Below are 20,369 nucleotides of genomic sequence, written 5' to 3'. Positions count from 1 at the left end.
CACGGTCGTGGACGGGCGCAGAGGGCGGCCTCCCCGTCGTCATGCCCGCTTTCGCCGCCATGGCGGCCCTGCGCTTCCGCGTTTCAGTCGCCCGGCCCCGCGCCGTCCCCGCCGACGCCGGACTGCAGGATGCGCCGTCGCACGCGCTGTTCTTCCGCGGGGCTGATCAGCCCTTCGTCCAGCAGCTCCTGCAGCACCTGCAGCTGGCGCAGGCGTCGTTGCGGCAGGGCCTGCGGCGACGCGGGCGCTAGCGTCGCCGGTGGCGTCGCAGCCGGTGCCGGGCGCGGTACTGGCGCCGCCTTCGCGGCGACGCAGTCCAGGCGCAGGTGCAGATCCTGCTTGAGGTCGCCCAGTGTCACGCGGTGCTGCAGCGGCTCGCAGCCGGCGTGGCGCAGCGTGACCGTGCCGTAGAGCGCGGCGCGTGCATCCGGATAGTTGTTCGGGTAGATGTCGCGTTCGCTGACGGTCAGCGGCGTGGTGCCGGCCACTCCGCCGATCAGCTCGACCTCGGCCGCCGAGGGAGTCGACTCGATGCGCAGCGTGCCGACCTGCAGCGCCTGCGCGTGGACGCCGGCACCGGCGGCAAACAGCAGCACGACCGCGCCGGTGTGCCATCGTGATCGTCTCGGCAGGCAGTGGGCGCGCATGTCAGAACGCCGTGTCGAAGCCGAACAGGATGTAGTTCTCGCGGCTCAAGTGGCCGGTGAAGTATGGGCCGGTCGGTGTGGTCTTGTTCTTGAAGTCGAGGTTGAGCTCGACGATGCCCTTGACGTTGCGCATGAAGTAACGGGAGGCGGTCAGGCTCAGGCTGTTGATGGCGATACCTTCGTAGATGGTGTTGCTGCGCGCGAAGTCGCCGGCGCCAGCGTAGTTGTACAGCGCCGAGAAGGCCCAGCGGTCGTTGGGTATCCAGTCGAGGCCGGCGAAGCCGCCGTTCCAGCGATAGTGGCGCGTCGGATCGACGTCCAGGAAACCGCGCCAGTCGTTCCACAGGTATTGCGCGTACCAGTGCACCTGCGCGCCGATGTCGCCGGAGGCATCCACGCCGACGACGCGCTTGTCGGTGTTGCGCTGACTCTTGTCCATGGCGGCCGGGCCGGTGGCGCCGCGCTGCTTGCCGCTGGCGCCGAACAGCCCCACGCCCACCGGGCCGATGTCGGTGCCGACGTGGGCAAAGACGGTCTTGGAGTTGTCGTTGTCGAACATCCGGTCCGGGCGCGAATAGCCGGTGCCGTTGATCTTGAAGTTGTCGGTGATGCCGTTGCCGTTGGTGAAGCCCAGGGTGATGCCGAACGGCCCGACGTCACGGTCGAACTGCACGCCGCGGTCGTAGGTGATGCCGGCCATGCGGTAGACCATGTAGTCCTGGAACGGCAGGCGGATCTCGCGCGGGAACATCGCGTCGGACAGCGAGAACTGACCGAGCATCATGCCGATGCCGCTGCCGAAGATGTCGGCGTGGCGGAACCAGGCGTCCTCCACCACGATCTCGCCGTTGCCGCCCTTCTCGGCCATGATGGCGTAGAAGTAGTAGGTGATGTCCTTGCTCAGCGGCGCGCTGGACAGCAGCTTGAGCAGGTACGGCGACTGGAAGTCGGTCGGCGCGGACTGGCGCGCGCCGCTGACCGGGTCGATCGCCTTGCCCTGGCGGGCCTGCACATAGGCCTGGGCGCGGATGGCCAGCGGCACGTGGTCGGGCAGCGCGAGGCGGTCGTCGCCGAGCTGGTCGGCGGTTTCCATCCAGTTCGGCAGGCGCATGTTGTTCGCGATGAACACTTCGCCGAACTTGTTGAGGCGCGGGAAGGCGGAGTGGCAGGCGGCGCAGCTGAGGTTGTAGCGGCGCGCGAACTCCGGCATCGCGGAGGCGTCCTGCGCCGGCAGCAGCGCCAGCCATGCGCTCAGCAGCAACAGCGGCACGCTGCGCAGCGTCGCGCAGAACAGGCGCCGGCACGTCGGTCGATCGCAGGGCGATGACGCGACCCGTCCGCCATCGGCGTCGTGCCGCGCAGGAAAGTCCAGGATGGCGGTCCGTTTCATCACACGTTGCTCCCGAGGCCGTGGGCGCCGAGCGAGCGACGGAGCACGTGCCAGCCGGCTCCGCTCGCGCGGCACAACCAGTCTAGGGTGGCGTGGATTGGCGGATTTGACGCACGTCAACCACGAAGCGTGTTGTCCGATGGAGCGTCAGCTCATCAGTCGATCTTGATCGGCTCGTGCAGCCCCGGCAGCTGGCAGGCAAGGCCGCGCGCTTGGAGCACATCGCGCATCACCTGCATGCCGCGGCCGTATTCGCCGTGCACCAGCAACACCTTGCGCCGCGGCGCGTCGCCCAGCCAGGCCAGCAGCGAGGGCTGGTCGGCATGGGCGGAGAAACCGTTGATGGTCCACACCTGGGCACGCACCGGAATCTCCTCGTTGAACACGCGCACGCTGGGCGCGCCATCGATGATCCGCCGCGCCAGCGTGCCTTCCGCGGCATAGCCGACGAACACCACGCTGCAGCGCTCGCGCCACAGGTTGTGCTTGAGATGGTGGCGCACGCGCCCGCCGTTGCACATGCCCGAGCCGGCCAGGATGATCGCGCCGCCGTCGACGTTGTTGATCGCCATCGACTCGGCCGTACCGCGGGTGAAATGCAGGCCGGGCATGGCGAACGGGTCGCCGTGTTGCAGTTCGTCCAGGAAGCCGTCGTCGAAGCATTCCGGGTGGCGGCGGAAGATCTCGGTGGCGGAAATCGCCATCGGCGAATCGAGGAACACCCGCACGTGCGGCGGGATCGCGCCGGCCGCGATGCCGCGGTGCAGGTAGTACAGGATTTCCTGGGTGCGTTCCAGCGCGAAGGTGGGGATCACCACGTTGCCGCGCCGGTTCACCGTGTCGCGGATGGCACGGTACATCTCGTCCACCGAATCGGGCACCGAGCGGTGCGGGCGGTCGCCGTAGGTGCTTTCCATCACCACGTAGTCGGCGGGTGGGGCAGGCGTTGGATCGCGCAGCAGCGGGCGCCCCGGGTTGCCGAGGTCGCCGGAAAACAGCATGCGCCGGGGCTGCTCGCCGTCGTCGATCTGCAGCAGGATCGAGGCCGAGCCGAGGATGTGGCCGGCATCGAGAAAGCGTGCGCTGATGCCATCGGTGACTTGCACGGTTTCGCCGTAGCCGGCGTCGTCGCCGAAGAAGTCCAGCGCGTGCAGCGCATCGTCCAGGGTGTACAGCGGTGGCGCCACCGTCTCGCCGCGGCGGTTGGTGCGTTGCGCGCGGCGCGCGTCCTCTTCCTGCAGGCCGGCGGCATCCAGCATCACCACGCGGGCCAGTTCGCGGGTGGCGGCGGTGGTGACGATGCGGCCGCGAAAGCCCCGGCACACCAGCAGCGGAATCCGCCCGCAATGGTCCAGGTGCGCGTGGGTCAGCAGCAGCACGTCGATGCTGGCCGGGTCGAAGCCGAACGGTTCGGCATTGGCCCGCTCGACCTCTTCGCTGCCCTGGAACATGCCGCAGTCGATCAGCACGCGGCGATCGTTGCAGGTGATCAGGTGGCAGGAGCCGGTGACCTGCTTGGCGGCACCGTGGCAGCTGTAAATGAGCATGATTTCCTCGACGGTGCGGGCGGCTGGCGCAGACTCTGGCAGGCCAGGCCAGTCGTCGGATTGATCGTCGTCAAATCGGGTGCCTGCCGACTATGCCATGGTCGGTCCGGTGCCGGCGTACTGCCGAGCTTGCGGAAGGCTCGCCGGAGTATGGGGGTGACGATGTTCACCGTGCCGTTCCATCACGATCTCGCTGTCGTACGGGGGTTCCTGAGCTTCTCGCGTGCATCTGCGCTGCTGGTCTGCGGGGCCGCGCTGATCGTGCTGGCCGGCTGGTGGTCGCAGCGTCCGCTGCTGACCACGATGTGGCCGGGACAGCCGGCGATGAGCGCGACTGCGGCGGTCGGATTCGTGTTGTGCGGAGGCTCGCTGCTGCTCAGCCACCATCCGGTGCCGTCGTGGTCCGGCATGGGCCGCTGGCTGTCGTTGGGCGTGCTGGCGCTCGGCGCGGCGACTCTGGCGGAGTATCTGTGGCTGGTCGACTTGCGTATCGATCGCCTGCTTGGCGAGCTGTCGGCTCGCGACTCCGGGCGCATGGCCGAACCGGTTGCGGCGGGCTTCGTGCTGCTCGGTGCGCTGGGCCTGCTGCCGGCGCAACGCTGGCCGCGCCTGCGCGACGCGCTGGCCCTGGTCGCGTTGGTCATCGCGATGAGCGGGCTGGCCTCCTATGGCATTGCGCTGGCCGGCAAGGGCGCCACGCCGTTCGGGCGCATGCCGCTGCACTCCACTTTGTTGCTGCTGCTGGCGACGCTCGGCTGGCTGTGCGCCTCGCCCACGCTCGGGCTGACCCGCGTGGCCACCGCCGACACGCTGGGCGGCGCCCTGGCGCGGCGGCTGCTGCTGCCGGCCTTGCTGCTGCCGGCGGTGTTCGCGTTCGTGTTCGAGTTGCTGCAGTCCTGGCTGGGCCTGCCCGAAGCGCTGGCCTTCGTGTTCGTGGCCCTGTTCAGCGGCGGCGCGGTGGCCGGGCTGGTGTGGTGGGTGGCCAACCTGTTCGACAAGCTGGAACGCCAGCGCCGCGAAAGCATCGCGTTGCGCAACGATGCCGGCACCGACATCCTCACCGGGCTGCCCAACCGGCGCGCGCTCGACGAGGCGCTGGCCGGCCTGCTGCGCGGGCAGCGCGAGCACGACACGACGTTCTCGCTGCTGATGCTCGATCTGGACCGCTTCAAGACCTTCAACGACGACTTCGGCCACCTGGCCGGCGACCAGGTGCTGCGCATCACCGGCCACCTGCTGCGCGCGGCGCTGCGCCCGGCGGACATGGCCGCGCGCTACGGCGGCGAGGAGTTCGTGCTGCTGTTGCCGGGTACCGACTTGAGCGGCGCCGGCGAGGTGGCGGCGCGCCTGCTCGACGCGTTCCGCGATTTCGCGTGGCCGCATCGCAAGGTGACGGTCAGCATCGGCGTGGCGCAGGCGGTCGCTGGCGACGCCGCGGAGGATCTGATCCGGCGCGCCGACTCCGCGCTCTACGATGCCAAACGCGGGGGACGCGACCGTGTGGTGGCCCTCGCGCTGCCGCCGGCGTCGCGCGCAGGAACCTACCCGCGCGCCGCCCTGGGTCCTTAAGACCCACGTAAGCCTTCCCGGTTGCAATGCTCCCCAAGGCAATCCTGCCGATACCGGAGACGCACCATGAAACGCATCGTCATCGCCCCGTTGTTCCTCGCCGCCGCCGTCCTGTCGGCGTCCGCCTTCGCCGCACCGCAATGCACCAGCGCACCGCGTGCGCAGTGGCTGACCGAAGCGGCGATGAAGCAGAAGGTGCTCGACCAGGGCTACACCATCAAGGTGTTCCAGGTCTCGGGCAATTGCTACGAGATCTACGGCAAGGACAAGGCCGGCAAGAACGTGGAGATCTACTTCGACCCCACCGACGGCCGCATCGTCAAGAAGAAGGGCGGTTGATCGTCACCTGACCCCTAGCGAGGACAAGCCATGAACGCGATGGTCAAAGTGTGGGACCCGCTGGTCCGCCTGTTTCACTGGTCGCTGGCGGGCTTGTTCCTCGCCAACTTTTTCACCGAGGACGGCGAGCTGGTCCACCGCGGGATCGGCTACGCCGTGCTGGCCCTGCTCGCGGTGCGTTTCGTGTGGGGCTGGGTCGGCACGCGGCACGCGCGCTTCGCCGACTGGGTGCCCGGCCCGCGCCGGCTGCGCGATTACCTGCGCGAGCGCCTGGCCGGGCGCTCGCGGCGGCAGCTCGGGCACAACCCGGCGGCCGCCGTGATGATCCTGGCCCTGCTCGTTGGCGTGCTGCTGGTCGGCGTCACCGGCTGGCTGCAGACCACCGACCGATTCTTCGGGGAGGGCTGGCTGGAGGAGCTGCACGAAGCGCTGGCCTACGGCGTGCTGGGACTGGTCGTGCTGCACGTGCTGGCCGCGGTGGGCGAGAGCGTGCATTACGGCGAGAACCTGGTCGCCGCGATGATCCACGGCCGCAAGCGCGCGCCATGAGCCTGTCGGGCTTTGGCTGGTCGAGGCGAAAATCTGGCTGCGCGAGGACAGATTTTCGCCGGTTCGCCGCGCCATGGTGGTTCCATGGCGCAAGAATCGACGGAAATATGGACCGCGCAGTCGGATTTGCAGCCCGGCCAGCCAAAGCCCGACAGGCTCATAGGGCAGGATGCCGCAGCCGGCGAAAAAGCGGCGCCAATTGCTGCAAGTCAAGTGAGCGGCCTGATCCCGCGACAAGAATGAGGCCATGCGCATCCTGCTAGCCGAAGACGACCGGGCACTGGGGCAGGCGCTGGCCGACGGCCTGCGCCAGCTCGGCCATGCGGTGGACTGGATCACCGACGGCACCCAGGCGGCTGCCGCCCTGAGCGACACCGCGTATGCCGCCGCGATACTCGACTGGAACCTGCCGCGCAGCAGCGGCCCGGCGATCATCGCCGACATGCGCCGCCGCCAGGACGCCACCCCGGTGCTGCTGCTGACCGCGCGCGACGAACTGGCCGACCGCGTCGCCGGGCTGGATGCCGGCGCCGACGATTACGTGGTCAAGCCGGTGCATCTGGACGAACTGGCCGCCCGCCTGCGCGCCTTGCTGCGGCGGGCCGACGGCCAGGTCGAGCCGGCGATCCGCGTGGGCGCGCTGGAAGTCACCCCGGCCGCGCGCAGCGCCACGCTTGCCGACGCGCCGCTGGAGCTGACCGCCCGCGAGTACGCGTTGCTGGAAATGCTGGTGCGCCATCCCGGGCGGGCGTATTCCCGCGAGCAACTGGAAGACGCGCTGTACGGCTGGGACCGCGAAGTGGCCAGCAACGCGGTGGAAGTGCACATCCATCACCTGCGCCACAAGCTGGGACCGGGCTGGATTCGCACCTTGCGCGGCATCGGCTATGCCATCAATCCGCCCGGCGGGGTCGCCGCGTGATCCGCCCCTCGCTCAACCGGCGGCTGGTGCTGCGGCTGCTGGCCGGCATCGTGCTGGTGTGGTGCGCCGCCGCCGGCTGGCTGGCCTGGCGCAGCCTGCACGAGGTCGACGAGATCTTCGACCAGATGCTGGTGCGCACCGCCGCCAGCGTGTTTGCGGTGATGCCCGACGACGTCGCCCGCGTCGGCGCGGTGCGCCTGCCGGACAAGCCGCTGCTCGACTCGGACGACACCGCCCAGCGCCCGGCCATCGTGCTGCGCGATGCGCGCGGCGAACTGCTGGTCGAGAGCGCCGAGCTGCCGCTGCTGCGTTTCGATCCGGGCGACGCGCATTTCCATTCGGTCGTGCACGACGACCGACGCTGGCGGGTGTTCCAGCGCTGGGATGCGCAGCATCGGTACTGGGTCCAGGTCGGCGCGCCGCTGGACGAGCGCGACGAGCTGCTGCGCAAGCTGCTGGCGCCGGCGCTGCTGGCCTTGCTCGCGCTGCTGGTGCTGGTGCCGCCGATCGTGTTCGCCGGTTTGCGCAGCGGGCTGAAACCGCTGCGCCGGCTGGCGCGCGGCCTTTCCGCCGGCGCCGATCCGGCCGCCGCCTCGCTCACCGACGCGCGGGTGCCGGTCGAACTGGCGCCGTTCACCGAGGCGATCGACAAGCTGGTCGATCGCCTGCGGCGCAGCCTGGAACACGAGCGCCGCTTCACCGCCGACGCCGCGCACGAATTGCGCCACCCGCTGGCAGCGCTGCGGCTGGAACTGGACCTGGCCGGGCGCGGCGACGATGTGCCCGCGCGCGCGCAGCACCTGCAGCGCGCGCAGGAGGCGCTGGACCGCATGCAGCGACTGGTGGCCCAGCTGCTGATGCTGGCGCGGGTCGAGAAGCTGGCCGAGCTGGCCGACGCCGGCCCGCTGCGCCTGGCGAGCGTGGCCGAAGCGGCCTTGCGCGACGCCAGCGAGCGCGCGGCGGCACGTTCCATCGAGCTGTCGCTGGACCACGACGGCAACGATTTCGTGCTGGGCAGCCGCAGCCTGCTCGACATCCTGGTGCAGAACCTGCTGGACAACGCGCTGCGCCACGTGCCCGAGCACGGCCAGGTGAACGTGCGTGTCGGCGGACGCGACGAACAGGTGACGCTGGAGGTGAACGACAACGGCGGCGGCTTCGCGGACGCCGCCGTGGCACGACTGGGCGAGCGTTTCCACCGCCCCGAAGGCAGCATCGGCGAGGGCAGCGGCCTGGGGCTGTCGATCGCCTGGGCGATCGCCCGCCTGCACCACGGCGAGCTGGCCTTCGGCCGCTCCGCGCTGGGCGGCGCGCAAGTCAGTTTCAGCCTGCCGCGCGTGGCAACCGACGCGGCGCATGCGCCCGGCTACGTTTGATCCATCGGCCGTCTCATTCCGGAGAACTCCCATGACCGAACCCGCTGGCAAGCTGAGCTTCCACGTCATTGCCCATCGCCTCGATGCCCACGGCAGCGTCGCCCGCTGCAAGAGCGCCGAACTGTCGCTGGACACGGCTCTGTCCGGTCGCCTCGATGCGTTCAACCCGGCCGAACTGCTGCTGGCCGCCTTGTCGGCCTGCATGATCAAGAGCATCGAGCGGGTCACGCCGATACTGAAGTTCCAGTGGCGCGGGGTCGAGGTGCGCGTGCACGGCGTGCGCCAGGACGTGCCGCCACGGCTGGAATCGATCGACTACGAGATCCTGGTGGACAGCGACGAGAGCGAGCAGCGGCTGGCTCTGCTGCACGACAACGTGCGCAAATACGGCACCGTGTTCAACACGGTGGCGCCGGGTACCCGTCTCGCCGGCGTGCTGCGACGGGCCGGCTGAAGCGCGGACCCGTCGCCGTTGTTGTCCTGCGCTCGGTCGCCCGGTGCCGCCGGCGGCAACCACGGTCGACAGCGTAACGAGTTCGGCCGTATGGACGTCTGTTTGCTGCGTCGTCGGCGGCCTGCGGCCGGTCCGGCCGGGCAACCGGCCAGCAGCGTCGCCGGCATGGCGGTGGACAGGGCTCGTGCGGGCCGCTCAGCGTTGACCGTGGAAGTGCTCGCGGAACGGCTGGCGGAATTGCCGGTGGCAGCCCAGGCAGGCGCCCTGCACGTTGGCGAACGCCGCGATCGTCGCAGAGCCGTCCTGCCGTTGTGCGGCCTGTGCCAGCTGCTGCGCGGCGTCGTGGGCCTGGCGGTCGTAGTCGCGGAAGTGGCCGGCGTCCTTGCCCATGAAGGCGAGGATGCGCAGCTTCTCCGCCAGCGGCGGTTGCGGATGGTCGGCGATGCGCGCGGCCCGTTGCGCCACCGCCGGCCAGTCCTCGCGCGCGATGCCGTCGGTGACGCCCTGCATGTCCTTGCCCAAGTCCTGCATGATCGTGGTCAGCGCCAGCGGCGTGGCCTGCTTCGGCGTATCGGCCGCACTGGCCGGCGGCGGCAGACTGCCGGCCAGCAGCGCCAGCAGGGCGACGGCGGCGGCATGGGGCATCGTGGTGCGTGGCGTGAAAGGCATGGGCGGTCTCCTTCGGGGGTTGGATGTTGGGCATCGGCATGGCGCCGGTCGCGCTGGCCGCGCTCAGGCCGGCGGTTCGCCGCCGTAGAACGCATGGATGGCAGCCACGGCCTGTTCGGCGTTTTCCACCACGCTGAGCAGTTCGGTGTCGTGGGGGTCGAGCATGCCCTGTTCGACCAGGAACTCGAGGTCGCAGGCGCGGCGCCAGAAGGCGCCGCCGACCAGCACGATCGGCAGACGCGGCATCTTGCCGGTTTGCACCAGGGTCAGCACTTCGAACAATTCGTCCAGCGTGCCGAAGCCGCCGGGAAAAGCGACGAGCGCCTTCGCGCGAAGCATGAAGTGCATCTTGCGCACGGCGAAATAATGGAAGCGGAAGGCCAGCTCCGGGGTGATCCAGCTGTTGGGCCGCTGTTCGTGCGGCAGCGTGATGTTGAGTCCGATCGAGCGGGCGCCCGCCTCGCAGGCGCCGCGGTTGGCCGCTTCCATGATGCCCGGCCCGCCGCCGGTCACCACCACGAAATCGCGGCGACCCTCGCACTGGAAACGGCACGAGACGATTTCCGCGAAGCGGCGCGCTTCCTCGTAGTAGCGGGCGCCGGCCAGCCGGCGGCGGGCGGCGGCGAGTTCGCGCGCCAGCTCCGGCTCGTCCGGATGGGCCTGCGCGTGGGCCGCGAGCCGCACCACGTCGGCCTGGGCCTGCTCGGGCGAACAGGTGCGTGAGCTGCCGAGGACCACGACAGTGGAACGGATGGCGTGTCCGTGCAGCGCGATTTCCGGCTTGAGCAGTTCCAGTTGCAGGCGCACGCCGCGCAGCTCGTCGCTGGCGAGGAACGCGACGTCTTCCTGCGCCAGCCGGTAGGCCTCGCCGTGCACGATCGCCTCTTGCCGCCGCTTGCTCTCGTCGCTGCCGTTCATGCCGGGACTCCGCTGCCGTGCCAGTGCACCTGCTGGCCCGCCGCAGGGACGGTCACGTTCCAGCCGGGGCGCACACGCAGCCCGCTGGCCAGCGCCTGCGCCGCCGTCTCCTCGCCATGCACCACGAAGGTCTGCGCCGGCGCCCGCGCGAAGCCGGCGGCCCAGGCCAGCAGCGCGTGCCGGTCGGCATGCGCGGACAAGCCGCCGACGGTATGGACCGAGGCGCGCACCGGGATGTCCTCGCCGAAGATCCGCACCTGGCTGGCGCCGTCTACCAGCCGCCGGCCCAGCGTGCCCTGGGCCTGGAAGCCGGTGATCAGCACGCTGCATTCGGCCCGCCCGAGGTTGTGCCGCAGGTGGTGCTTGATGCGGCCGGCGGTGCACATGCCACTGGCGGAGATGATGATGGCGCCGGAGCGGATATGGTTGAGCGCGATGGATTCCTCCACGCTGGCGGTGAAGTCGAGATAGGGCAGATCCTTGCCGAGCGCGTGCCAGTGGGCGAGGCGGGTGGCGTTCTCGTCGAACAGGTCCAGGTGTCGCCGGGTGATCCGGGTGGCCTCGGCGGCCATCGGCGAGTCGACGAAGATGCGCAGGTCGCGCAACCTTCCGTCCCGGCTCAGCCGGTGCAGGTGGTAGAGCACCTCCTGGGTGCGGCCCACCGCGAAGGCCGGCACGATCACGTTGCCGCGGGCAAGGGTGCGCTCGACCACCCCGACCAGCTCGTCCTGGGTGGCGGCAAGTTCCTTGTGCAGGCGGTCGCCGTAGGTCGATTCGACGAACAGCAGATCCGCTTCGGCGATCGGCGTCGGGTCGCGCAGGATCGCCCGGCCGGGTTGCCCGAGGTCGCCGCTGAACACCAGCTTGGTGGTCCGCTCGCCTTCGCTGATCCAGACCTCGAGGATCGCCGAACCCAGGATGTGGCCGGCATCGCGGAAGCGGCAGCGGACATCCGCGTGTGGCCGCAACTCGCGCCCGTAGCCGTGGGGCTGCACTTGGCGCAGGCAGGCGTCGGCGTCGCGCAGGGTGTACAGCGGTGCGACGATGGCCTGCGCGTCGCGCGCGCCGCGGGCGCCACGCTGCGCGCGCAGCGCCTCCATTTCCTGGATGTGGGCGCTGTCCGGCAACATCACCTGCAGCAGGTCGGCGGTGGCGGCGGTGGCATGGATCGTGCCGCGGAAGCCGGCGCGCGTCAGTTTCGGCAGCAGGCCGCTGTGGTCGATATGCGCGTGCGTCAGCAGGACGAAATCGATCGTCGACGGTTCGAACCCGAACGCTTGCTGGTTGCGCCGGGCGGCTTCGCGTCCGCCCTGGAACATGCCGCAGTCGACCAGGAAGCTCGTCGTTGCGGTCTCCACCAGGAAGCATGAGCCGGTGACCTCGCGGGCGGCGCCGAGAAAGGTGATCTGCATGGAGGCGGTTCTCCGGATTCGTTCAGTCGCGCCGGCGGCAAGGCTGCCCGGTGGTAGCCGGCGATCGGGCGGTCAGGGTGGCGTGGCCTGGGTGGATGCCTGGTCGGGTGATCCCCGGTCGGCGGCTGGGTTGGCTGTCAGCGGCTGCCAGTCCGGGTCCGCGAAGTAGCGCGGGTACAGTTCGAGCGCGTCGAGCAGTTGCGGCAACCCGTCGGCGGCGAGCACGCGGCCGAGCAGCAGGCGCAGGTTGGCGTCCACGCCGTCGCCGCGCGGAGGGTGGTCGACGATGGCGGCCACGCTGTCCTCGATCGATGCGGTGGCGGCGCGGGATTGCCGGGCCGACAGCGAACCCTCGGCCTGCGCCTGCTGCATCCACAGTGCGACGGCGCGGATGCGCCGCATGCCTTCGCGCAACGCGGCATCGGCAGGCCAGCGCTGGCCGTGGTCGAGCTGGAGCTGGCGCCGGGCGGTAGCTTCGGCGTAGTGCGCGTCGCCGGCCACCGCCTGCGCGAAGGAGGGCGGGGCCCCGGCCAGCGCCGTGAGCAGCAAGGGCACGAGCAGGGTCCTTTGCGAATGGCCGTCCGTCCGGCGTACACCGTCGCGGCGCCGGCAGTATCCGCGCAGGTGTCGCGGTTGCCTGTCACCCATGGGGCGGCACCTCCTGCCGTGCCGGCGACCGCGGCGCGGCCTTGCCCTGGCTGCGGCTGCCGGCATCGCCGGCGGCGGGGTCCCAGCCGCCGCCCAGCGCCTTGAACAGCGCCACCAGGTCGACGGCGGCAGCGGTATGCGTGCGCGCATAGCCGTCCTCGGCGTCGCGCAGCACGCGCTCTTCGGCCAGCAGGTCGGTCAGCGCGATGTCGCCGGCGGCGTAGCGTGCCTGCGCGTGGGCGTAGCTGCGCCGCGCGGCCTCGAGGGCGGTCCGCTGCAGCCGTACCGCCTCCACGCCGAGCCGGTAGTCGCCGAGCGCGCGCTCCGCGTCGCCCAGCGCGGTCAGCACGGCCTTCTCGTAGGCGAGCGCGGCCTGCTGCTCGCGTGCCTCGCTGGCTCGGATCTGCGCGCGCACGCGGCCGCCATCGAACACGCGCCAGGAGATCAGCGGCATGATCGAGAAGCGCTGGCTGGCCGAGTCGAACAGCTGGCCCGCCTGCAGCGCCTGGAAGCCGCCGCTGGCGCCGATCGACAGCTTCGGGAACAGCTCCGCCGTCGCCACGCCGATGTCGGCAGTGCGTGCGGCCAGGCGTCGCTCGGCCGCACGCACATCCGGCCGGCGGCGCAGGATGTCGGCGCGCTGGCCGACCGGGATCGGCGCCAGCGTGATCGGTGCCGCGGCGGTATCGAGCAGGGCCAGCTCGCGCTCGGGTGGCGCACCCAGCAACACGCCCAGGCCCAGCGCCGCGGCACGCGCGCGCGCCTGGATGGCAGGCAGGCCGGCTGAGGCGGCGTCCAGCCGCGCCTGCGCGGCATCGACATCGGCCTGCGCCGCGTCGCCCGCACGGAAGCGTTGGCCGACCAGGTCCGCCGCCTGCGCGAGCGCCTGCACCGAAGCTTCGCGCGCGGCCAGCTCGCGTTGCGCGCCGCGCAGGGTAAGGTAGCTGCGCGCCACTTCCGCGGCGACGCTGATGCGTACGCCGGCGGCATCCTCCTGCGCGGCCTGCATGCTGGCCGCGGCGCTCTGCACGGCGCGCCGGGTGGCGCCGAAAAGGTCAATCTCCCAGCCGGCGTCGAAGCCGGCGTCGTGGATGGTCTGGTCCCGCGCCAGTCCGGGAATGGCGCCGATCGGCAGCGGACCGTTCTTGCTCTGCCGGCGCCGGGTCACGCTGGCGCCAGCGCCGACGGTCGGCGCGTAACCGCCGGCCGCGCGATCGCGCAGGGCGCGTTCCTCGGCGATGCGCGCCAGCGCCTGGCGCAGGTCGGGATTGTCCGACAGCGCGGTGGCGACCAGCCGGTCCAGCGTCGGGTCGCCCAGCGTCGTCCACCAGGTCGACAGGCCAGTCGGTGCTTGCGCGCCGGCGACCGGCTGCGTCCAGCCGCGGCCGGTGTCCACCTTCGGCGGCCCGCGGTAGTCGGGGCCTGCCGCGCACGCGCCGAGCAGCAGCGTGCCCAGCGCGATGGCTGCCGCGCGTGGTGCGCCGTAGCGGCGATTCGATGAGCGGGTCATGGCAACTCCTTCATGCATGGCTTGGGGTGGTCACTGCAGGCGGCTGCGCACCAGCGCCGTGGCCAGGGTCAGCGTGACCAGCGCGATCACCGCCAGCGGCCAGAGGTTGGCGAGGACGTCCGCCGCCGGCATCGCCTTGAGGAAGGTGCCTTCGACGATGACCAGGAAGTGGGTGAGCGGGATGGCCTGCGCCATCCATTGCAGCGCCACCGGCATGTTCTCCACCGGCGTGGCGAAGCCCGACATCAGCACCGCCGGCACGCCGATGGCGAAGGCGCCGAGGATGGCCTGCTGCTGCGTCGCGCTGACCGCGGAAATCATCAGTCCGATGCCGACCACCGACAGGATGAACAGCATCAGGCTCGCCAGCAGCAGGGCGAACGAGCCGGTAAAGGGGATGCCGAACAGGAACACGCCGGCGCTGATCATGAACAGGCCGAGCAAGGTGCCGATCGCCAGTGCCGGCAGCGATTTGGAAATGATGATTTCCGGCGTCGAAGTGGGCGATACCAGCAACTGGTCGAACGTGCCCAGCTCGCGCTCGCGCGCGATCGACAGCGAGGTGATCAAGAGCGCGCTGAACAGCGCCAGGATGCCGGTCAGGCCCGGCACGATGAACCAGCGGTAGACCAGGTTCGGGTTGAACCAGTGGCGCACGACCACCGGCGTCGGCGCCTGCGTGCCCGGCACGACGGCGGCGCCGACTTCGGCGGCGATGGTCGAGAGATAGGCCACGGTGATCTGGCCGGAGTTGCTGCGCCGGCCGTCGACCAGCACCTGCGCACGGCCGCTGCCGCCGGCGGCGATCGTGCGCGAGAAATCCGCCGGGATGGCCAGCGCCGCGATGATCTCGCCGCGGTCGATCAGTTCGTGCAGCTGCCGCTGGCTGTCCGCGTGCCGGACGTGGCTGATGAAGCGGGCGCTGTCCAGCCGCTGCATCAGCTCGAGCGACCAGCGGCCGGCGTCCTGGTTGTAGACGGCGATATCGACGTTGCGCACTTCGAGCGTGGCGGCGAAGGCGAACACCAGCAGCTGCAGGATCGGCGGCACGAATACCACCATGCGGCTGCGCGGGTCGCGCAGGATGCTCAGGATTTCCTTGACGAACTGCGCGCGCAGGCGGGTGAAGCTGAGCAGGGAGCCGGACATGGGCGCTACTCCAGGTTCTTGCGCGTGGCGCGCTTGGCCAGCACGAAGAACACCGCGCCGATGGCCGCCATGGCCAGCAGGTTGGGCACGAATACCGCCCAGATGTCGCCGGCGAGGAACACCGTCTTCAGCGATTCGACGAAATAGCGCGCCGGGATCAGATGGGTGACGGCGCGGATCGGCGCCGGCATGGCGTCGATCTCGTACAAAAAGCCCGACAGCATGAAGGCCGGCAGGAAGCCGGTGAACAGTGCAATCTGTGCCGCCAGGAACTGGTTGCGCGCCAGCGACGAGATCAGCAGACCCTGCCCCAGCGCCGGCACCATGAACACCGCCGACAACAGCAGCAACGCCGCCAGCGAGCCGCGCAGCGGCACACCGAAGGCGTACACCGCCAGCGCCGCGGCGCCCAGCGTGGACAGCATGCCGAGCACGAAATAGGGCAGGAGCTTGCCGATCAGGATCTCGACCACCGACGCGGGCGTGGACAGCACCGCCTCCATCGTGCCGCGCTCCCACTCGCGCGCCACCACCAGCGCCGTGAGCATGGTGCCGATGATGGTCATGACGATGGCGATGGCGCCGGGGATCAGCGCGCGGCGGCTTTCCAGCTCGGGGTTGAACCAGTAGCGCGGCTCCAGCGCCACGGCCTGCGCGGGCGAGGCGGCGCCGCGCCCGGCGCGCCACGACTGCACCACGCCACGGGCGTAGTTCTCCACGTAGTTGGCGGTGTTGGGGTAGGAGCCGTCGGTGATGATCTGCACCAGCGGCTCGCGGCCGCGCCGGGCCAGGCGCTGCTCGAAATCCTGCGGGATCACCACGTAGCCGCGCAGCGCGCCGGAGACCAGCTGGTCGGCCACCTCGCGCCGGTCGTGCGCGAAATGCACGTCGAGGAAACGGGTGCCCGAAAAAGCCGCGGCCAGGGACTGCGCGGAGGCGCCGGGAGATTCCAGCACCACGCCGACGCGCACCTGTTTGGCGTCCAGCGACACCGCATAGGCGAACAGCAACAGCAGCACCACCGGCAGCACGAACGCGATCAGCAGCGTCGAGGGGTCGCGCAAGGCCTGATGGCTTTCCTTGACCACCAGGGCCATCAGCCGCCGCCGGTCGAAACGCCGCGAGCCGGCCGGCAGCGCGCCATCCCCGAGTTTGTGCCTGGCGGCGTTCATGCGGCCGCCTCCGTTTCGCGTTCGGCCGATTCCACCAGATGGATGAAGGCATCCTCCATGGTCGGGTCCGGCCGCTGCGGGGTGATCGCCATGCGCTTGAGCGCGTCGGGCGTGTCCAGCGCGATCAGGCGCGCACGCGAGAGCATGGCCACCCGGTCGCAGTATTCGGCCTCGTCCATGAAGTGGGTGGTGACCATGATGGTCACGCCTTTGCGTGCCAGCCCGTTGATGTGGGTCCAGAACTCGCGCCGGGTGATCGGGTCCACGCCCGAGGTGGGCTCGTCCAGGAACAGCACGGGCGGGCGGTGCATCAGCGAACAGGCCAGCGCCAGGCGCTGCTTGTGCCCGAGCGGCAGCGAGTCGGGCGTGGCGGACAGCCAGCCGCCGAGATCGAAGGTGGCAATCATCTCCTCGATGCGCTGGCGTCGCGTGTCGCCTTCCAGCTGGTACACGCCGGCCGAGAACTCCAGGTTCTGCCGTACCGAGAGCAGGCCGTAGAGCGAGAACTTCTGCGCCATGTAGCCGAGGCGGCTCTTGGCCGCGCCGGTGGCGCGGCGCAGGTCGAGGCCCACCACGTGCGCCTCGCCCGCGCTCGGCTTGAGCAGGCCGCACAGCATCTTGAAGGTGGTCGATTTGCCGGCGCCGTTGGGACCGAGCAGGCCGAAGATCTCGCCCTTGTGCACCTCGAAGCTGACGTCGTCGGTGGCGGTGAAGGCGCCGAAGCGCTTGGTGAGGTGGCGGCAGGAGACGGCTATGTCGGAGCCCAGTTCGACCGGCGGCAGCCGCTCGGCCAAGGTCGAGGTGCCGCCGGGGCCGCCGCCGAGCAGGTCGATGAAGGCGTCCTCGAAGCGCGCCGGTACCGGCGCCAGTTCCACCCACGAGCGCTCGGCCAGCGCCTGCACCTGCTGCGCGCCGGCGCCTGCGCGCAGCACCACGCGCACGCCGGCGCCCTGGATCACGCCATCGCTCACGCTGGGCAGGTCGAGCGCCTCGGTCAGTACCGCGCGGCGCTCGGCGCCGACGTTCTCGAGGCGGAAGCTGCGACCTTCGAGCTGCGCGGTCAGTTCCTGCGGCGGCCCGTCGAACAGCAGCTGTCCCTGGTTCAGCAGCAGCACGCTCTCGCAGCGCTCTGCCTCGTCGAGGTAGGCGGTGGACCAGACCACCGCCATGCCCTCGTCGGTCAGCGCCTGCACCATGCGCCACAGATCCTGCCGGCTGACCGGGTCGACGCCCACCCCCGGCTCGTCCAGCAGCAGCACCTTGGGCCGCGCCATCAGCGCGCAGGCCAGGCCGAGCTTCTGCTTCATGCCACCGGAGAGCTTGCCGGCCAGACGCGTGGTGAAGGGCCCGAGTCGGGTGAACTCGAGCAGTTCGGCGAACAGGTCGGTGTGGCGGTCTGCGTCCATGCCGCGCAGCCGCGCGTACAGGCGCATGTTCTCCATCACCGAGAGGTCTTCGTACAGGCCGAAGCGCTGCGGCATGTAGCCGCTGGCGACGTGGATGGCGTCGTTGTCCTTCACCACGTCGAAGCCGGCCAGGGCGACGCTGCCGGCGTCGGGGACCAGCAGGCCGGTCATGATCCGCATCAGCGTGGTCTTGCCGGCGCCGTCGGGGCCGACCAGGCCGGTGAGGCGGCCGTAGCGGATCGTGGCGCTGAGGCCGCGCAGCGCCTGGACCTCGCCGAAGCGCTTGCCGACGCCGTCGATCACCACCGCGGCATCGTGCTTGCCGGGTTGCGAGGCAACGCTGGCAGGCTGCGGACCCATCTCAGTGCCCCCGCGCGGGCTGGCTGGCGGTGTCGACGTCGACCGTCACCGGCATGCCTTGGCGCAGGCCCTCGTCGGCGTCGGACACCACCACGCGCAGGCGGTAGACCAGGTCGGTGCGCAGGTCGGCGGTCTCCACCGTCTTCGGGGTGAATTCCGCACGCGGCGAGATGAAGCCGACCTGGCCGTGATAGACGGTGGCCGAGGAATCGGTGTGCACGCGCACCTTGGTGCCCGGTGCGATACGGCCCAGGTCCGCTTCGCCGACATACGCGCGCAGGTACACCGGATCGCGCAGGCTCAGGCTGTACACCGGCATGCCGCTGGCCACCATGCTGCCCGGTTCGCGCACGCGGGCAATCACGACGCCGTTGCTGGGCGTGACCAACGTCGCATCGGCCACTGCGGTGCGCGCCTGGGTCAGGGCGGCCTCGGCCGCGGCGACGCGTGCCTTGCCAGCGGCGATGTCCTCGCTGCGGAAGCCGGCGCTGGCCAGCGACAGCGCAGCCTGCGCCGCGGCCAGGCTGGCGGCGGACTGGTCGCGCGCGGCGCGCGCGGCGTCAGCGGCGCGCTGGCTGCTGGCGCCAGACTTGAGCAAGGTGTCCTGGCGCTTGAAGTTGCGCTCGGCCTCGGTGGCGCTTGCCTGCGCCTGGCGCACGTGCTCGCGCGCCTGGGCGATTTCCTGCGGGCGGTTGCCGCGGTGCAGCTTGTCCAGCTGGGCCTGCGCGGCCTGGAGCTCGGCTTCGGCCGCCGCCAGCTTCTCGCGGTAAGGCGTGGCGTCGAGCTGCGCCATCACCGCGCCGGCGGCAACCGTGTCGCCTTCGTCGAAGGCCATGTGGGTCAGGCGGCCGGACTGACGAAAGGCCAGCTCCACCTCGCGGATGTCGACGTTGCCGTACAGGCGCAGCACGTTCGGATTGCCGCGGTCGCGCAGCAGCCAGAACGCCAGGATGCCGCCCAGCGCGATCACCATGACGGCGATGGCGATCCAGCGGGTTTTTCCAGTGGGAAGGCTCGGAGTTTTCATCGCGACGGTTTTTCCACGTGAGAAGAGGTGTTCAGTGCGCGTGCGCCACCGGCGCCGCGCTCACCGACAGACGCCGGGCCAGCACCGCAATGCCGAGCCACACCAGCGTGCGCAAGGTCATGGCGACCGGTGTGCGACGCTCCCACGCGCCGCCCAGGGCCACATGCAAGCCGAAAGCGAGGAAGACCAGCGCCGTCGCCAGCGCGATGGCGAGCGCCAGCCATGCCGCCCAGCGCCGGCATCGCCACAGTCCGATCCCGGCGACGACGTAGGCAAACCCGGCCAGGAAATTGAACCAGAGCACGAACGGCACGTAGTGGCCGGCGGCCTGGCGCGCGGCGCCGTCGACGAACAGCACTGCCGCACCTTCCCTGAGGGTCAACAGGCCGAAGCCGATGGCGAGCAGGGAAAGCAGCCAGGTCCAGATGCCGCGGTGCTGGTGGGTAGTCATGGTCATGGCTCTCGGTTCGTGGGGGAGCGTCCGCTTGCAGGAGGGGGATCGCCTCGGTCGGCGCGCGCGATGCCGCGGCGGTAGATCGCAAACGCGCCCGCCGCTTCCTTGCGCATGTGGCGGGTGTCGCCGGCCAGCAGGGCCTGCATCACCAGGCCCTGGATGCTGCCGATGAACAGCGTGGCCGCCGCGGCCGGGTCCAACTGCGGATCCAGTTCGCCGGCGGCTTGGCCATCCTCGATCAGGGCACGCAGGCGCTCGCCGTAGCGGCGGATCATGGTCTGGACCATGCGCTTGGCGGCGGTGCTCTCGGCCCGCTGCAGTTCGCCGAACAGCATGCGCGGCACGCCGGCGTGTTCGGCGACGAACGCGATATGCGCCATGAACATGGCTTCCAGCGCGGCCAGCGGGCTGGCCGCGTTGCGCGCGGCGCGCTCGACCCGTGCCAGCAGGTGGTCGGCCACCCACTCCATCGCCGCCTGCCAAATCGCGTCCTTGTTCGGGAAGTGGCGGAACAGCGCACCCTGGGTCAGCTTCATCGAGCTGGCGATCGCCGCGGTGGTGATCTCGCTGGGGTTCTGCTCGGCCGCCAGCTTGATGACCGCCTCGACGGTGACTGCGCGGCGCTCGTCGGCAGGCAGGTGCTTGCGCTGAATGTCCATCGTGCTGGCTTGCCAAAAGTAAGTGAGTAATTACTATCTTATTAGAGCCGGAATCGTTGTCAAGCGGTGTCGATGCGGGCTTCGCGGCTTGAGTGTTTGCCGGGGTGGCGGCCTTGCGGCGGACCGCCGGCGCATCGCGTGCCGGCGATCCGGAGGCTGGCGATGGCGAGCGGAGTTCGGCCGTTGGCGACG

General features: G+C 70.4%; 20 protein-coding genes. 6 read left to right on the top strand and 14 right to left on the bottom strand.

Features of this window, described 5'->3' with window-relative positions; all coding sequences use genetic code 11:
- Positions 1-83 precede the first annotated feature (83 nt).
- The 3 genes from ACVCMC_RS10400 to ACVCMC_RS10390 all read right to left on the bottom strand — a co-directional run bounded on the left by ACVCMC_RS10400 (position 84) and on the right by ACVCMC_RS10390 (position 3,584).
- Entirely contained in the window at positions 84-647 is a 564-nt protein-coding gene (locus tag ACVCMC_RS10400; RefSeq protein WP_447097212.1) for a hypothetical protein, read from the bottom strand.
- Between the two features lies 1 nt (position 648).
- A complete protein-coding gene (locus ACVCMC_RS10395; RefSeq protein ID WP_447097211.1) occupies positions 649-2,037 on the bottom strand; it encodes a hypothetical protein in 1,389 nt (462 codons plus the stop codon).
- Positions 2,038-2,192: 155 nt separating this feature from the next.
- Positions 2,193-3,584, bottom strand: coding sequence for an MBL fold metallo-hydrolase (locus tag ACVCMC_RS10390; protein ID WP_447097210.1), 1,392 nt, complete (start codon positions 3,582-3,584; stop codon positions 2,193-2,195).
- Between the two features lie 150 nt (positions 3,585-3,734).
- Between ACVCMC_RS10390 and ACVCMC_RS10385 the strand changes: the two genes are divergently transcribed.
- The 6 genes from ACVCMC_RS10385 to ACVCMC_RS10360 all read left to right on the top strand — a co-directional run bounded on the left by ACVCMC_RS10385 (position 3,735) and on the right by ACVCMC_RS10360 (position 8,793).
- The gene (locus ACVCMC_RS10385; protein WP_447097209.1) at positions 3,735-5,153 is read left to right on the top strand and encodes a diguanylate cyclase; all 1,419 of its coding nucleotides are present in this window, start codon (positions 3,735-3,737) and stop codon (positions 5,151-5,153) included.
- Between the two features lie 66 nt (positions 5,154-5,219).
- The gene (locus ACVCMC_RS10380) at positions 5,220-5,492 is read left to right on the top strand and encodes a PepSY domain-containing protein (RefSeq protein WP_056081726.1); all 273 of its coding nucleotides are present in this window, start codon (positions 5,220-5,222) and stop codon (positions 5,490-5,492) included.
- Positions 5,493-5,522: 30 nt separating this feature from the next.
- Positions 5,523-6,041 carry a cytochrome b/b6 domain-containing protein gene (locus tag ACVCMC_RS10375; protein WP_395116424.1) on the top strand — a complete coding sequence of 173 codons (519 nt, stop codon included), beginning with the start codon at positions 5,523-5,525 and terminating at the stop codon, positions 6,039-6,041.
- A gap of 247 nt (positions 6,042-6,288) precedes the next feature.
- Positions 6,289-6,963: a winged helix-turn-helix domain-containing protein gene (locus ACVCMC_RS10370; protein WP_447097208.1), complete on the top strand. Its 675-nt coding sequence runs from the start codon at positions 6,289-6,291 to the stop codon at positions 6,961-6,963.
- On the top strand, positions 6,960-8,339 hold the full coding sequence (locus tag ACVCMC_RS10365; RefSeq protein WP_447097207.1) for an ATP-binding protein: 1,380 nt from the start codon (positions 6,960-6,962) through the stop codon (positions 8,337-8,339). Before ACVCMC_RS10370 ends, ACVCMC_RS10365 begins: the two co-directional genes overlap by 4 nt.
- Before the next feature lie 31 nt (positions 8,340-8,370).
- Positions 8,371-8,793 carry an OsmC family protein gene (locus ACVCMC_RS10360; protein WP_447097206.1) on the top strand — a complete coding sequence of 141 codons (423 nt, stop codon included), beginning with the start codon at positions 8,371-8,373 and terminating at the stop codon, positions 8,791-8,793.
- Positions 8,794-8,988: 195 nt separating this feature from the next.
- Here the strand turns inward: ACVCMC_RS10360 and ACVCMC_RS10355 are convergent, their stop codons facing one another.
- The 11 genes from ACVCMC_RS10355 to ACVCMC_RS10305 all read right to left on the bottom strand — a co-directional run bounded on the left by ACVCMC_RS10355 (position 8,989) and on the right by ACVCMC_RS10305 (position 20,177).
- Positions 8,989-9,462 carry a cytochrome c gene (locus ACVCMC_RS10355; protein ID WP_447097205.1) on the bottom strand — a complete coding sequence of 158 codons (474 nt, stop codon included), beginning with the start codon at positions 9,460-9,462 and terminating at the stop codon, positions 8,989-8,991.
- 63 nt (positions 9,463-9,525) lie between these two features.
- Positions 9,526-10,380, bottom strand: a complete 855-nt coding sequence (locus ACVCMC_RS10350; RefSeq protein WP_447097204.1) for an LOG family protein — start codon at positions 10,378-10,380, stop codon at positions 9,526-9,528.
- Entirely contained in the window at positions 10,377-11,792 is a 1,416-nt protein-coding gene (locus ACVCMC_RS10345) for an MBL fold metallo-hydrolase RNA specificity domain-containing protein (RefSeq protein ID WP_447097203.1), read from the bottom strand. Before ACVCMC_RS10345 ends, ACVCMC_RS10350 begins: the two co-directional genes overlap by 4 nt.
- Positions 11,793-11,864: 72 nt before the next feature.
- Positions 11,865-12,347, bottom strand: coding sequence for a hypothetical protein (locus ACVCMC_RS10340; RefSeq protein WP_447097202.1), 483 nt, complete (start codon positions 12,345-12,347; stop codon positions 11,865-11,867).
- An 85-nt stretch (positions 12,348-12,432) separates the two neighbouring features.
- Positions 12,433-13,950, bottom strand: a complete 1,518-nt coding sequence (locus tag ACVCMC_RS10335; protein ID WP_447097201.1) for an efflux transporter outer membrane subunit — start codon at positions 13,948-13,950, stop codon at positions 12,433-12,435.
- Between the two features lie 30 nt (positions 13,951-13,980).
- Positions 13,981-15,099, bottom strand: coding sequence for an ABC transporter permease (locus tag ACVCMC_RS10330; RefSeq protein ID WP_447097200.1), 1,119 nt, complete (start codon positions 15,097-15,099; stop codon positions 13,981-13,983).
- Positions 15,100-15,104: 5 nt separating this feature from the next.
- Positions 15,105-16,271, bottom strand: coding sequence for an ABC transporter permease (locus tag ACVCMC_RS10325; RefSeq protein ID WP_447097199.1), 1,167 nt, complete (start codon positions 16,269-16,271; stop codon positions 15,105-15,107).
- Positions 16,268-18,037 (bottom strand): ATP-binding cassette domain-containing protein, encoded by a 1,770-nt coding sequence (locus ACVCMC_RS10320; protein ID WP_447097198.1) that lies wholly within the window; start codon positions 18,035-18,037, stop codon positions 16,268-16,270. The genes ACVCMC_RS10325 and ACVCMC_RS10320 overlap by 4 nt, the downstream gene beginning before the upstream one ends.
- A 1-nt stretch (position 18,038) precedes the next feature.
- Positions 18,039-19,064: a secretion protein HlyD gene (gene hlyD / locus ACVCMC_RS10315; RefSeq protein ID WP_447097197.1), complete on the bottom strand. Its 1,026-nt coding sequence runs from the start codon at positions 19,062-19,064 to the stop codon at positions 18,039-18,041.
- A gap of 31 nt (positions 19,065-19,095) precedes the next feature.
- On the bottom strand, positions 19,096-19,521 hold the full coding sequence (locus ACVCMC_RS10310) for a hypothetical protein (protein ID WP_447097196.1): 426 nt from the start codon (positions 19,519-19,521) through the stop codon (positions 19,096-19,098).
- Entirely contained in the window at positions 19,518-20,177 is a 660-nt protein-coding gene (locus ACVCMC_RS10305) for a TetR/AcrR family transcriptional regulator (RefSeq protein ID WP_447097195.1), read from the bottom strand. Before ACVCMC_RS10305 ends, ACVCMC_RS10310 begins: the two co-directional genes overlap by 4 nt.
- Positions 20,178-20,369: the final 192 nt, after the last annotated feature.

Source organism: Rhodanobacter sp. UC4452_H20, from assembly GCF_052978205.1.
The sequence above is the reverse complement of the archived record's forward strand: the minus strand, read 5'-3'. Positions and strand labels throughout refer to the sequence as shown.